Raw genomic sequence first — 12,805 nt, forward strand, 5'->3', positions numbered from 1 at the left:
GGGCAGCGGCTTAGGATCCGATCCCGATCGGATCCTCAGCCGTGGCCGGAGCTGTTCACCTGGGAACGGCACCTCGCACCACGCCTCGCCGCGCTGTGGGACCAAGACGGTACGTCCAGTGCGACCCGGTCCGTGGCCCTCCCGCCTTGCGATGCACCGCACAGCGAACCGGCCCGTCCGCCATGCCCCGCCAACCGCACCCGAAGGCCCGGCCCCGGCCCTGGGCGAGGTGGCCACGGCGTCGGCGCCCAGCCGCCCAACCTCGGCCCCCACCCGTCACGAAGCCCCGGCTACGAGGCGCAGCAAACCCCGCACCTCCGCGCCCCGGCCACAGCCGGCCCTCGGCCCGGCGTCACCCGTGACCGGAGCGAGCCGCCGAACAGGGCCCCGCCGGGCCTGCGACACGCCGCGCCCGCGTCCAAGCAGGACCGCCCGCCCCGGCACCACCCGAGCCCGGCCCACCACCCCGACCGGCACGCACCGGCACGCACCGGCACCACCCCCACCGGCCGGTGCCCCCGCACGCCGCCGACCCGCAGCGCCCGCCACCCGCCGGACCGACAACCTGGCGACCCCGCGCCCCCGCGCCCCCGCCGGACCGGCGCCCCGGAGGCCAGGCGGCCCCGCAACCCGGCGACCCCGCGATCACCCGCCGCTACTGCCCCACGCGCCCGTCCACGCACTCCCGCAGGAGATCGGCGTGGCCGTTGTGTCGGGCGTACTCCTCGACCATGTGCACCAGGACCTCGCGCAGTTGCATCGGCTCATCGCCACCCCGTCCGATGACATCGAGGTCAGGCGCCTCCTCGACCAGTCGCTCGGCGAAGGCGACCTCCGCCCGCCAGGTCGCCCACGCCTGCGCGACGACCTCCGGGTCGGCGACCGCACCGGTGAACTCGCCGTCGCGGTCGTCCGCCGAACGGTAGTGACGGCGTATCCCCTCCCCCGCCATGACCTGCCGGAACCAGTACTGCTCGACCCCCGCGAGGTGCCGCACCAGCCCCAGCAGCGACAGGTTCGACGGCGCCACCGAGCGACGGGCCATTCCCTCGGCGTCGAGCCCGGCGCACTTCATCTCCAAGGTGAGCCGTTGATCGCGCACATAGCCGACGAGCACGGCCCGCTCTCCCTGGAAGCCGCCGTCCGAGCGGGCATCGTCATCGGGGTGGACGAACATGTTGGACCAGCCGAAGCGGCTGTCGGGCGCAGGTGTGATCACGCGGGCGAGGGTGCCCCCAAGTCCCTGTAGCCCGCAAGCAGTTTTCCCACCGAACCCGCCACCCGCCGCCCCCACGCGCAGCCCCACCCGCCCGCGACCAACCCACGCGGGAAGACCGGCCCCCCACAATCCGGCGCCCACCAGGACGACACCCCGCCGCGCCCCACGCACCGGCCGAAACCGCACCTCCGCCGGAGCCCGCACGCCGCCCCCGGGCCCCGTATGCGAGTTTGGTCCCGCCTTGCCCCGCCCCCGGGTACGGAATCTCAACTTCCCCTTGAGTAAAAGGCCTTGGACTCCTTGATGTGACGTGCGCATGTCGGCACCCTGTCATCTGGCGCCCACCCGGACGACACCCCACGGCGCCAACATGGCCGCGTCCCGCCGGGGCAGCACGGCCACCACCCCCCGCACCCACGGAGCCCTCATGGCCCTCGCCTCCTTCCGCATGCCCTCCTTCTACGCGCGTCACGTCAGCCGCGCAGGAGTCCTCGCGTCGGCGGTCGCCCTCGCCTCGCTCACCTCGCTCGTCAACGCCCCCGCGGCCCTGGCGGCTCCCCCCACCCCCATCAGCGCGTCGGCCGCCCGCGCCTACCTGGCCACGGTCACGCCCGCGGCGGAAGGTTCCACCAGCGGTTACAGCCGCGACCTGTTCCCGCACTGGAGCACCGTCTCCGGCAGTTGCAACACCCGCGAGACCGTCCTCAAGCGCGACGGCGTGAACGTCGTCCAGGACTCCTCCTGCGCCGCCGTCAGCGGAAGCTGGTACTCCGAGTACGACGGCGCCACCTGGACCGCCGCGTCCGACATCGACATCGACCACATGGTTCCGCTCGCCGAGGCCTGGCGGTCGGGCGCCAACTCCTGGACCACCACCAAGCGCCAGCAGTTCGCCAACGACCTCACCCGCCCGCAGCTCATAGCGGTCACGGACAACGTCAACCAGGCCAAGGGCGACCTCGACCCGGGCAAGTGGCTGCCCTCGCGGACCGCCTACCGCTGTACGTACGCCCGCATGTGGGTCCAGGTGAAGCAGTACTGGGGCCTGCGCATGGACTCCACCGAGAAGACCGCCCTGACGAACGTCCTGAACGGTTGCTGACCCCTCACCCGAACCGGCCGTTTCTCCCCCGCCAGGGGGAGGCCATGCCCACCCTCCACCCCGTACCGTGATCACAGGGGATGCCGACGAGGGGGATGGGGATGGCCGGACTGCGCCTTGGGCCGTTGCTGCGGTACGTGGACTGGGACGCGGGGGGCTCCGCCACCATATGGGTGGAGGCGGACCGCCCGTGTACCGCCGAGGTGCGCTGCGCCGATGGGGCCGGCGGCAGCACCCGCACGTTCCAGGTCTCGGGCCACCACTACGCGCTGGTCCCCGTGACCGGCCTGACCCCGGGCACCACCACGGCTTACGAGGTCCTGCTCGACGGGGTCCTCGTCTGGCCCGCGGCCGACAGCGCCTTCCCGCCCAGCACCGTCAGCACGCCCGCGGTGGGCGGCGGCCCCGGCCGGCCCGCGCCGGGGCTGCGGGTCACCTTCGGCTCCTGCCGGCAGGCCGCACCGCCCGCCGACCAGCGCGGACCGCACGGCGCCGACGCCCTCGACACCCTCGCGGCCCAGTTGGCGTCCGAACCGGAGGCCGTCCGGCCGGACCTCCTGCTGCTGCTCGGCGACCAGGTGTACGCCGACCAGTTGTCGCGGGACACCCGGCGGTGGCTGGCGGCCCGGCGCGACCTGCGCGAGGCGCCGGGTGCCCAGGTCGCGGACTACGAGGAGTACACCCGGCTCTACTACGAGTCCTGGCTCGACCCCGAGATCCGCTGGCTGTTGTCGACCGTCCCCAGCCTGCACATATTCGACGACCACGACGTGATCGACGACTGGAACACCAGCGCGGCCTGGCTGGCCGAGATGCGCGCGACGCCGTGGTGGCCGGAGCGGGTGCTCAGCGGGTTGATGTCGTACTGGGTGCACCAGCACCTGGGGAACCTCTCCCCCGCCGAGCTCGCCACCGACCCGTTGTACGCGGCGGTACGGGCCACGCCGGACGGTACGGACGTGCTGCGCACCTTCGCCGCGCGGGCCGACGCCGACCCGGCCTCGGTGCGCTGGAGCTACCGACGGGATTTCGGCCGGACGCGGTTGCTGATGGTCGACACCCGGGCGGCCCGGGTACTGGCCGAGGACGGCCGGGCCATGCTCGACCCGGCGGAGCAGCACTGGCTCCGGGAGAACGCGCTCGCCGGGCACGGCGGGTACGACCACCTGCTGATCGGGTCCTCACTGCCCTGGTTGATGCCCCCGCTCATCCACGACGCCGAGGTGTGGAACGCCGCGCTGTGCCGGGGCATACGGGGTCCCCGGTGGGCGCGGATCGGTGAGGACCTGCGGCGGCGCAGCGATCTGGAGCACTGGGCGGCGTTCCCGAGTTCGTTCGAGGCGCTGAGCGATCTCATCGAGGAGGTCGGGACGGGCCCGCGCGCCCCGGCGACGGTGTGCGTGCTCTCGGGGGACGTCCATCACGCGTATGTGGCCGAGCCCCGCATACCCAGCACCTCGCGGGTGTTCCAGCTGACCTGCTCGCCGGTGCACAACTCCATCCACACGGCGGTGAAGCTGGGATTCCGGCTGGGCTGGTCGCGGGTGGGCCGATGGTTGGGCCGGGGCTTCTCCCGGCACGGCCGGACGGGCCGACCGCCGCTGAGCTGGCAGCGTACGGGCGGCCCGTGGTTCGGCAACCAGTTGATGACGCTGGCGCTGGTGGGCCGCAGCGCCCGTCTGCGGTTGGACCAGAGCCGCAAGGGGCGTTCGGGGGCCCGCTTGGTGGCGGTGCTGGACCGTGAACTCACCGATGCGGAGTAACTCCAACCGCTTCGCGTACGACGGGCACGGGCCGTGGCGCCCGGTATCCGCCCGGGCCGGGGCGGGCCGGGGCCTCGGCTCGGCGGCCGCCCCGCGGCTTCACGCATCGGGCTCCGGGCGTACGCTGTATGGCTGTCAAGCCGCCCCTGCCGCTCCCCGCGACGACGCGGCGCTTCGGACTGGGGAGTTCCGCCTTGCTTGAGACGCTGGGGTCGCTGACCGCGAGCCCATGGATCTACGTCGTGGTGGCGGTGTCGGTCGTGCTCGACGTGTTCCTTCCGGTGCTGCCGAGCGGCATGTTGGTGATCATGTCCGCGGCCGCCGCGGCGGCCGCGGGCGCTCCCGCGGAGGTCCCGGACATCCTGGCGCTGCTGGTCATCGCCACGACCGCATCCGTACTGGGTGACATGGCCGCCTACCGACTGGCACGGCGCGGCGGAGCCCGGCTGGACCGGGCCATCGCCCGCTCACGCCGGTTGACCCGCGCCCACGAACGCCTCGGCTCGGCACTGGCCAGGGGCGGCGGCGCCCTGGTCGTGATCGCCCGCTTCGCCCCGGCCGGCCGGTCGGTGGTGTCGCTGGGCGCGGGGAAGACGCAGCGCAAGGTGATGGAGTTCCTGCCCTGGTCGGTGTTGGCGGGCATGAGCTGGGCCGGCTACAGCGTGGCCCTGGGCTATTACGGCACCCAGTGGCTGGGAACGACCTGGCTCGGCGGCGCGGTCTCCCTGATCGCCCTGTTCGCAGCCGGCTCCCTGGCGGCCTTCCTCATCCGCCGCCCCCCTACGTCCCCGGCCCCGGCAACGTAGGAACGCCGAACCCCCTCCCACCCGGCGGCGCACCACGCATCTCCCGCACACCGGCCCGCCCGCCGCCCCGAACGGCGGCTCCCACGGGAGCGCTCCGCCAACCCCTGCAACAGGCACACCGGCGCCCCTGGATCACCGTACGAGCGCCAGGCACCGAACCCACACCGGTGACGCGGCCGTCGCGAGTACCGCGCCCACCTCAGGAGTAGCCCGAGTGGCGCACTCGGTCACCCGTTCACCCGGCAGCGATCGCCGCGTCACGGTGGGCCTTCTAGCGTCCAGAGCACGGCGTGCAGCCGAATCCGCGTCACATCCGTGCCCTGGCCGCGCCGTTTCGAGGAGCCCGAGGAGTTCACTCCATGACCCGCACGCGCAACCGGCACCGCCTGGCAGGGGTCGCGGCCGCGGCACTCGCCGTCGCGGCCGTCACCCCGGCCACACTCGCCGCCGCCGCCCCCTTCGCCACCGTCTCGCCCGGGACCGTCGCCCCCGGCGCCCGCGTCAGCCTCAACATCGAGGGCTGCGGAACCAAGACCGGCCGGGCCACCTCCCGCGCCTTCGGTGACGTGACACTGACCCCGGGCAACCTGGAGGCGACCAACCTGTTCGGCGCCGCCACCGTCTACCGTGACGCCGCCGTCGGCTCGCACCCCGTCACCTTCGAGTGCGGCGGCGCGGGCGGCCAGCGCGTCACCGTCGCCCTCCAGGTCGCTTCCGGCGCCGCCCGCGGCGGCCTGGGCGGCAGCGTCGGATCGATCAGCAGCGCCCAGATCGCCATCGGCGGCGCGCTCGCCGCGGGCGCGCTCGGCGCCGGCGTGTGGGTACTGCGCCGCCGCTCGGCATCCGCCGGCTGAACCGGCACCGGGAGCACGAGGTCGTCTGGTGCGGACCCTGCCCGGCCCCCGCCACCCGGCACCGCGCTCCGCGCGTGGTCGGGTCGCCCGAGTACCCCGTACGAGGGCGCCCCTCCGCCTTCGAATCAACGGCACCGGACGATACGGGTCCGACCGGCGAGTTCCGAAGGAGACGACCCGGGCGGCCCCGTCGACAGGACCACCACGCGGGCGCACGCCACCAAAGGCCCCCACCCGAGCGACGGGGCCGAGGCATCCGGGTGGCACCTCCGGCGCAGCCGACCCGGGGTCCCACCCGGCCAGGCCGGGTGGGACCGACCAGGCGGTGCGATCAGGCGATCAGGCCTCGGCGGCGGCCCGACCACGTACGTGCACCCCGTCGAGCAGCAGCCTCGTCGCCTCCGCGACGGCGTCCACGGCGGCGTCGAACACCTCCCGGTTGTGCGCGGCCGGCGCCCGGAACCCGGACACCTTCCGTACGTACTGGAGCGCGGCGGCGCGAATCTCCTCCTCGGTGGCCTTCTCGGGGATGGCGGGCGGGCGCAAGGTCTTAATGGAGCGGCACATACCTCCACTATGGCGCTACCGCGGCAGCTCGGCCCCGGACAATTTCATGATCAGTCCGGCCTGGAGCCGCGCTCTCAGCTCCGGATCGGCGACCTCCTCCAGCAATCCGATCGCCTGCTGCGTGCTCTCGGCGGCCCGCCGGTCCTCACGGAGGGAGGCCGTCTGCGCGGCCATGTGCCGCAGCGCGATGTCGGCCCGCCGGTGGAACAACTGCCCGACCAGGGTGACGACCAGCCCGACCGAACTCGTCACCACCCCGACGTACGCGTCCCCCGAGGCCTCCGCCTTCCAGACCGCCAGCCCGACCCCGAAGAGCAGCACGGCCGCCCCGATCGCCGCGAACAACTGGCTGGTCGCGAAGCTGCTGCGGGCCTGGGTCAGTCCGTAGGCGTAGTACTCGACGAGGATCGGCGTGAAGTCGTCGCGCCGGTCGCCCAGTTCGGCCTGCCCGCGCCGACTCGCCCCCGCGTCCAGGAACCGCGGATCACCCCTGCCCGACGACTCCCCGCTCCCGGCTCCCGTTCCTCCTCCGACTCCTGCTCCGGCGGCCAACGAAGCGAGCAGCCGCGCCCGCTCCTCGTCCCGCCTCCGCTCGAACCGGTCGGCGCCCAGCCGGCCGAACACCGCCGCCGCGGAGACCACCAACGCCGCCGCCCCGAGCGCCCAGAGCCACTCCCCCACCCCGGTCACCGCCATCACCCCCATCCGGGGATCCCCGCCCGCGGACGAGGGAAAACCACCCGCCCCTGATGCGGGCCGTCCGCCCCGAACCTAGACTGACGAACGCCCGAATTGCCCGGAATGAGGGAGACGCTCCATGGCCAAGCGAGGAAACAAGCGCCGCGCCCGCAAGAAGAAGAAGGCCAATCACGGCAAGCGCCCCAACGCCTGACCCCGCCGAAAGCCCCCCGCCACACTCGGGGGGCTTTCCGCCACCAACCCGCCCCATCCCCCCGGCACGCCCGCCGCCCCCTGCCACCCCCACTCGCCCGCCCCACGCGGCGAGAAGGACGGTGTCACGCCGGGCCAGGAAAACGTTGGGCGGTGGGGCGGTCCGGCCGGCCGAACCGAACCGATCCCGCCTCCCGGAGGTCAGTGCGAGGGCCCGCTCGCCCACGAAGGGGTGGCCACGCACGCGCAAGGCGTACGGTCACGGGCTCCACGCAGCGGGGTACGAGACGCTCGTCGCCGGCCCGCCCCGCCCCCCTCGACGGAGCGACTCCCCCACGGCTACGAGGCCGAACGCTCATGACCACGGGCGGCAACGCGAGCCTGCCCGTCCGCCACGCGAGGAGGAGCACCTCGGCCACCGAAACGCAGCCCACCAGAGCCGACCTGATCGGACGCCACGGCCGGACGTCGACGCGGCTCGCCTTCGACCTCGGCACGGAAGAACTCGACGAGGAGAACCCCCACCGGACCGGGTTTCCTCCCGCCGGAGGCGCGCCCGACCGTCGTGGAGGAAGAGGCCCAGTACGTGACTCCCCTCCTCCACACCGACCTGCAAGCGAAGCTCAGCGCTGCACCGAAGCGCTCGGACGCACCCGCCATCCCGCTCCCCTTCCTTCGGTGGCCCGCCGGGAGCCATCGCCAGCGGCCACCGAGCCCCACCTCAAACCCCGGTCCGGTCAACCCGCTAGGCACCGGGCGCCCGGTACCGGACCCTCTCGACCGTGCGCAGGGCGTCCAACGTCTCATCGACGGTGAGCAGAACCGTCGTCTCGAACGAGCTGAGCGCGCCCCCTCCACTGATCGCCAGGGCGACCGCCGCCATGGACACGTTGTCCGGTGCCTCCCAGAGGTTGTAGCCGTCGTGCGTGCCGAAGGCGTACCAGAAACCGTGGAGCTTCCCGCCGACGGACTCGATGTACGACCGAGCGGCCTCCGACCGGTCCTCAGGATGGCCGGTCAACCGCGCCCAGGTCTCCGGTGTGTAGCTGAACCGCGATAGGTAGAGCGGCACGAGATCTCCCTTCCGTTCCCTCAAGGGATGCCCGCGCGCGCCCGGCACCCCCCTTGGGACGCCCGCATCTCCCCCGAACGGCCGGACAACCCGACGGCGCAAGCGACAGCCCCCCCCATTACCGTTTTGGTTGCCCCGCAACGGGGCGCCCGGCCTCCGGAGTTGGCATGACTTTCTCCCCCTGTCGATCGCATGTCTTGGGGGGTGGTGTCACCGGCTCCGGAGGCATCGACAGACCGCTGATTAGGGGCATGACCACCGGCCTTTCCGCAGGTCGGGAGGCTCTTCGTGATGTGGATGTGGCGATCGGTGCCGTGGGACGGCCGGGCGATGGGGACGACCAGAGGACGCACGTGATCGACATCAGCGGCATCGGCGCTTTCCTCGGCCTGGACGTCGGCAAGAGCGAACACCACGCCACCGCCGTCACCCCGGCCGGGAAGAAGGCCTTCGGCAAACGGCTGCCCAACAGCGAGCCCAAGCTCCGCGAGGTCTTCGGGAAACTGCAGGCCAAGCACGGGACCGTGCTGGTGGTGGTGGACCAACCGGCCTCGATCGGCGCTCTGCCGCTCGCGGTGGCCCGTGACATGGGCTGCCCGGTGGCCTATCTGCCGGGGCTGACGATGAGGCGGATCGCCGATCTCTATCCGGGCGAGGCCAAAACCGATGCCCGCGACGCGTTCGTGATCGCGGACGCAGCCCGCGTGATGCCGCACACGCTCCGCTCGGTCGACCTCGAGGAAGAGACCATCGCCGAGCTCGAGATGATCGTCGGCTTCGACGACGACCTCACCGGCGAAGCAACCCGGATCAGCAACCGCCTCCGCGGCCTGCTGACGCAGATCCATCCGTCGCTGGAACGGGTCCTGGGCCCGCGAGTGCAGCACCCGGCCGTGCTTAAGCTCCTCGACCAGTTCGGTTCTCCGGCCCAGATCCGCAAGGCCGGACGCCGTCGGCTCGTGACCTTGATACGTCCCAAGGCGCCGCGGATGGCCGAGCGCCTCGTCGAGGACATCTTCACGGCTCTGGATGAGCAGACCGTCGTCGTCCCGGGCACGGACGCGGCCGCATTAATCGTTCCCAGCCTCGCCAACTCTCTCCAGGCGGTGCTTGACCAGCGAAAACCATTCGCCGCCCGGATCGAGGAACTGCTGGAGCGCCACCCTCTTTCCAAGGTCCTGACGTCCATGCCGGGGATCGGCGTCAGGACCGGAGCCCGCATCCTCATCGACGTCGGTGACGGCAGTTCGTTCCCGTCCGCCGCCCACCTGGCCGCCTACGCCGGCCTCGCCCCGACGACCCGCAGTTCCGGGTCGTCGATCCGGGGCGAGCAACCGTCCCGACGCGGAAACAAGCAACTCAAACGGGCCTTCTTCCTCTCCGCGTTCGCCGCTCTTGCCGACCCCGTCTCCCGGGCCTACTACGACAAGAAGATCAACCAGGGCAAACACCACACCCAAGCCCTCCTCTGCCTCGCCCGCCGCCGAGCCGACGTCCTCTTCGCCATGCTCCGAGACGGCACCTTCTACGAACCCCAACCCGCCCCATCACCTTGACCAAACCCATAGGGGCCCCCCCCCCGCACCTCAATCCGCGGGGGGCTTTCCATCAGACGGACGGACTTCGCCCCGGCTTCCGCTGCGCGACTCCGTAGCTCGACCAGCCTCCCTCGGCTTCCACCGAAGCTCACCGGCCCCGCCCGTCACCACACAACGTGCTGCCGCGTCCCGGTGCCGATCGGGGTGCTCGACCAGTCCGTGAAGGCGGAAGGACCCGCACGCTCCGCAGCACGACGTCGACTTTCGGCAGACCGTTTCCGACAGCGCAGGCGGCCACGCTGCGCGAGGCGGTCGAAACGCGGGCCCGCTGCCCAGAAGCCGGCATGGCCGTTCAAGACCGTTCCCGTCGATGCCGATCGTGGAGGCCATGTGGCGTCGAGAAGGCATGGAAAAGCCCCCAACCATGATCGGTTGGGGGCTTTTCGCCGGTGGGCGCGGACGGTTTCGAACCGCCGACATCTGCTTTGTAAGAGCAGCGCTCTACCCCTGAGCTACGCACCCGTGGATGAGTGGACAGCCTACATGGAGGCCGCACCCCCCACGCAAACCCGTTCCCGTGGGGGAGAATGGACCGGGGCATGGCGGACGGGGCACGGGAGAGCGATGGTGACGACGGCATCCCGGCGGTGGTTCGGCGGGCGGGACGAGAGTCGACGGGCGGACGCGCAGGCGGCGAAGGATGCCGCGGCGGCCGCGTTCTACGAGCTGGACACGGCGCAGCGGGATCTGCGGATCTCGATCGAGACCATCGCGGCGGCGGACGGGTCGCCGGCGGCGCGGCGGGCGACCGACGGGTTCGCCGCGCTGGGGGTGCGCATCGACCAGGTGAGCCAGGTGTACATCGAGGCGGTGGACGCGCACGACCTGGACCGGGTCGATCTGGAGGGGTCCGTCGCCGCCCAGGCGCGTGAGCAGCTGACCCGGGCCCGGGACGAGCTGGTGCGGGTCCAGCAGGAGTTGGAGCGGTTCGCGCAGGGGCTGCAGCCGCTGCTGGACAAGGCGGAGACGCAGCTGGCCCGGGTGGCGCCGGCCCGGGAGCGGGCCAGGGCGGCGCTGCTGGCGGCGAGTGACGCGCTGGACTCGGTGCGCGCCAAGGGCATGCGGGCCGATGACCTGGCGGCGCGGCTGGCGGCGCTGGGCCCCGAGCTGACGAAGCTGACCCAGGGGGCGGCGCAGCACGGGGTGCAGCAGACCGTGCAGCGGGCCGACCGGATCCTGCGCGACGCGGAGGGCGTACGGGCCGAGGCCGAGCGGCTCCCGGAGCGCGCGGCGGAGATCGATCGGCGCCTGGTCAGCCTGCGCACCCGGGCCCAGGCGCTGCGCAACCGGGCGGACCGGGTGGATCCGGTGCTCAGCGAGCTGCGGCGGCGGTTCAGCGCGGCCTGTTGGCAGGACCTCCAGCAGGTGCCGGACGAGGCAGTACGGGACGTCGCGCGGGCCGAGGACCGGCTGGCGGAGGCCGCCCGGGCGCGGGACGAGCAGCGGTGGGCGGACGTGGCGGCGGCCATCGAGGCGGTGCGGGGTTCCTTGGACGCCACGGACGAGGCGGTGTCGGCGGCGCAGGACCGGCTGGACCGGCTGGAGGCGGTGGCGCGGGACCCGCAGGCGGAGGTGCAGCGGACCCGGTTCGCGATCCGGGACGCCCAGCGCTTGGCGATGGCGGGCCGCAGCGTGCCCGATCCCCGGCACGCCCGGCCGCTGGACGAGTCGGTGGCACGGGTGGATCGGGCCCTCGCCGGTCTGGAGGGGCGGCACCCGGACTACTGGGCGTTCCTCCAGGAGATGGAGGACGTACGGACCGTCGTGAACCGGGTCGTGAACGAGATCCGGGCCGACCGCGGCCACGCCTGATCGGGAACACCGCGCGAGCGCGGACGCCGGGAACGGACGTCCCGTCCGGCCCGGCCCGGTCGGGACGGACAGTCGAGACGGGACAGACGGGACGGGACAGACGGAACAGTCGAGCGCCCGTCCCGACAGCCGTCCCCCACCCCCACCCCCCTCCCCCGGTTGTCCCCCGCCCCCCGGCGGCGGATCCTGGAGGGACGTACGGCCGGCCCGAGGTAGAGGAGGCCGTGATGGTTTCGCACACGGCGCCGCGCGTCCCCCGGCCGGCCGCCGGGGCACGGCTGAACGAGCACCTCCCCGTCGACCACAAGCTGAGCAAGGTGTACCGGATCGGTGCGGGGTTGACCGGTTTGCTGCTCCTCGTGTTCGGGGTCCTGGGGCTGATCGACCGGATCGGGTTCTTCGACACCGGCGGGGACACGGTCGCGGGCCTCAACACGAACGGCGCGCTCAGCGTGCTGTCGATCCTGGTCGGGCTGCTGCTGTTCGGCGGGATGGTGGTGGGCGGGAACTTCGCGTCGACCCTGAACATCGTGCTGGGCCTGCTGTTCATCGCGAGCGGGTTCGTGAACCTCGCTTTGCTGGACACCGGGTTGAACTTCCTGGCCTTCAAGATCCCGAACGTGCTGTTCAGCTTCGTCGTCGGCGTGATGCTGATGTGGTTCGGGATGTACGGCCGGGTCGGCAGCGCCCTCCCGCACGACAACCCGTACTGGCGCGCCCGCCACCCCGAACAAGCCGCGCGCGAGGCGCGGGCGGCGGGCCGTAGGGGGCCGGCCCGGTAGCGTCGCGCCCGGCCGACGCCGCCGCCGGTGTCCGGACGGGGGTCGCGGTGTGTCCGGGGATACCGGGATGCCGTCCGGCCGCATAGCCTGGTGCGCATGCCCCGTTACGAGTACCGCTGCCGGACCTGCGACGACACCTTCGAGGTCAGCCGTCCCATGGCCGAGTCGTCCGCCCCCGCCGACTGCCCCGCCGGTCACGCCGACACCGTCAAGCTGCTGTCCGCCGTCGCGGTCGGCGGCAGCGGCGGTGGCTCCGCCGCTCCCGCGCCCGCGATGGGTGGCGGCGGCGGGGGCGGTTGCTGCGGCGGCGGCGCCTGCGGCTAGCCCGGTCCCGCCCGC

At 72.8% G+C, this 12,805-nt stretch carries 13 protein-coding genes and 1 tRNA gene; 9 read left to right on the top strand and 5 right to left on the bottom strand.

Features of this window, described 5'->3' with window-relative positions:
• Positions 1-655: 655 nt before the first annotated feature.
• Positions 656-1,177, bottom strand: coding sequence for a DinB family protein (locus ACZ4XJ_RS08440; protein ID WP_468495938.1), 522 nt, complete (start codon positions 1,175-1,177; stop codon positions 656-658).
• Positions 1,178-1,667: 490 nt separating this feature from the next.
• Here ACZ4XJ_RS08440 and ACZ4XJ_RS08445 point away from each other — a divergent pair, with 490 nt between their 5' ends.
• The 4 genes from ACZ4XJ_RS08445 to ACZ4XJ_RS08460 all read left to right on the top strand — a co-directional run bounded on the left by ACZ4XJ_RS08445 (position 1,668) and on the right by ACZ4XJ_RS08460 (position 5,744).
• Positions 1,668-2,321: an HNH endonuclease family protein gene (locus ACZ4XJ_RS08445; RefSeq protein WP_362884515.1), complete on the top strand. Its 654-nt coding sequence runs from the start codon at positions 1,668-1,670 to the stop codon at positions 2,319-2,321.
• A 101-nt stretch (positions 2,322-2,422) separates the two neighbouring features.
• Entirely contained in the window at positions 2,423-4,084 is a 1,662-nt protein-coding gene (locus ACZ4XJ_RS08450) for an alkaline phosphatase D family protein (protein WP_468495693.1), read from the top strand.
• Positions 4,085-4,278: 194 nt separating this feature from the next.
• Positions 4,279-4,890 carry a DedA family protein gene (locus tag ACZ4XJ_RS08455; RefSeq protein WP_468495694.1) on the top strand — a complete coding sequence of 204 codons (612 nt, stop codon included), beginning with the start codon at positions 4,279-4,281 and terminating at the stop codon, positions 4,888-4,890.
• 359 nt (positions 4,891-5,249) lie between these two features.
• Positions 5,250-5,744: a hypothetical protein gene (locus ACZ4XJ_RS08460; RefSeq protein ID WP_468495695.1), complete on the top strand. Its 495-nt coding sequence runs from the start codon at positions 5,250-5,252 to the stop codon at positions 5,742-5,744.
• A gap of 339 nt (positions 5,745-6,083) precedes the next feature.
• Here ACZ4XJ_RS08460 and ACZ4XJ_RS08465 read toward each other — a convergent pair whose 3' ends face one another.
• Positions 6,084-6,311 (bottom strand): DUF2277 domain-containing protein, encoded by a 228-nt coding sequence (locus ACZ4XJ_RS08465; RefSeq protein WP_362884505.1) that lies wholly within the window; start codon positions 6,309-6,311, stop codon positions 6,084-6,086.
• 15 nt (positions 6,312-6,326) lie between these two features.
• On the bottom strand, positions 6,327-7,016 hold the full coding sequence (locus ACZ4XJ_RS08470; RefSeq protein ID WP_468495696.1) for a TRADD-N-associated membrane domain-containing protein: 690 nt from the start codon (positions 7,014-7,016) through the stop codon (positions 6,327-6,329).
• A gap of 112 nt (positions 7,017-7,128) precedes the next feature.
• On the opposite strand from ACZ4XJ_RS08470, the gene ACZ4XJ_RS08475 reads away from it, so the two are divergent.
• The gene (locus tag ACZ4XJ_RS08475; protein ID WP_100661309.1) at positions 7,129-7,203 is read left to right on the top strand and encodes a 50S ribosomal protein bL37; all 75 of its coding nucleotides are present in this window, start codon (positions 7,129-7,131) and stop codon (positions 7,201-7,203) included.
• A 744-nt stretch (positions 7,204-7,947) separates the two neighbouring features.
• Here ACZ4XJ_RS08475 and ACZ4XJ_RS08480 read toward each other — a convergent pair.
• Entirely contained in the window at positions 7,948-8,274 is a 327-nt protein-coding gene (locus ACZ4XJ_RS08480) for a GYD domain-containing protein (protein ID WP_388895078.1), read from the bottom strand.
• Positions 8,275-8,627: 353 nt separating this feature from the next.
• On the opposite strand from ACZ4XJ_RS08480, the gene ACZ4XJ_RS08485 reads away from it, so the two are divergent.
• Positions 8,628-9,830, top strand: a complete 1,203-nt coding sequence (locus tag ACZ4XJ_RS08485) for an IS110 family RNA-guided transposase (RefSeq protein ID WP_468495939.1) — start codon at positions 8,628-8,630, stop codon at positions 9,828-9,830.
• 432 nt (positions 9,831-10,262) lie between these two features.
• On the opposite strand, the gene ACZ4XJ_RS08490 is transcribed toward ACZ4XJ_RS08485, so the two are convergent.
• Positions 10,263-10,334 (bottom strand) — tRNA-Val (locus tag ACZ4XJ_RS08490).
• Between the two features lie 102 nt (positions 10,335-10,436).
• Here ACZ4XJ_RS08490 and ACZ4XJ_RS08495 point away from each other — a divergent pair.
• From ACZ4XJ_RS08495 to ACZ4XJ_RS08505, 3 genes are all read left to right on the top strand, one after another.
• Entirely contained in the window at positions 10,437-11,684 is a 1,248-nt protein-coding gene (locus ACZ4XJ_RS08495) for a hypothetical protein (protein WP_468495697.1), read from the top strand.
• Between the two features lie 227 nt (positions 11,685-11,911).
• Entirely contained in the window at positions 11,912-12,466 is a 555-nt protein-coding gene (locus ACZ4XJ_RS08500) for a DUF4383 domain-containing protein (protein ID WP_362884512.1), read from the top strand.
• A gap of 96 nt (positions 12,467-12,562) precedes the next feature.
• Positions 12,563-12,790 (top strand): FmdB family zinc ribbon protein, encoded by a 228-nt coding sequence (locus ACZ4XJ_RS08505; RefSeq protein WP_362884513.1) that lies wholly within the window; start codon positions 12,563-12,565, stop codon positions 12,788-12,790.
• Positions 12,791-12,805 lie beyond the last annotated feature (15 nt).

It is taken from the genome of Streptomyces sp. NPDC029836 (assembly GCF_055574495.1).

Coding starts and splice junctions, on each gene's coding strand:
- ACZ4XJ_RS08440 (WP_468495938.1), bottom strand. CDS start 1,177: ATGTTCGTCCACCCCGATGACGATGCCCGCTCGGACGGCGGCTTCCAG.
- ACZ4XJ_RS08445 (WP_362884515.1), top strand. CDS start 1,668: ATGCCCTCCTTCTACGCGCGTCACGTCAGCCGCGCAGGAGTCCTCGCG.
- ACZ4XJ_RS08450 (WP_468495693.1), top strand. CDS start 2,423: ATGGCCGGACTGCGCCTTGGGCCGTTGCTGCGGTACGTGGACTGGGAC.
- ACZ4XJ_RS08460 (WP_468495695.1), top strand. CDS start 5,250: ATGACCCGCACGCGCAACCGGCACCGCCTGGCAGGGGTCGCGGCCGCG.
- ACZ4XJ_RS08465 (WP_362884505.1), bottom strand. CDS start 6,311: ATGTGCCGCTCCATTAAGACCTTGCGCCCGCCCGCCATCCCCGAGAAG.
- ACZ4XJ_RS08470 (WP_468495696.1), bottom strand. CDS start 7,016: ATGGGGGTGATGGCGGTGACCGGGGTGGGGGAGTGGCTCTGGGCGCTC.
- ACZ4XJ_RS08495 (WP_468495697.1), top strand. CDS start 10,437: ATGGTGACGACGGCATCCCGGCGGTGGTTCGGCGGGCGGGACGAGAGT.
- ACZ4XJ_RS08500 (WP_362884512.1), top strand. CDS start 11,912: ATGGTTTCGCACACGGCGCCGCGCGTCCCCCGGCCGGCCGCCGGGGCA.
- ACZ4XJ_RS08505 (WP_362884513.1), top strand. CDS start 12,563: ATGCCCCGTTACGAGTACCGCTGCCGGACCTGCGACGACACCTTCGAG.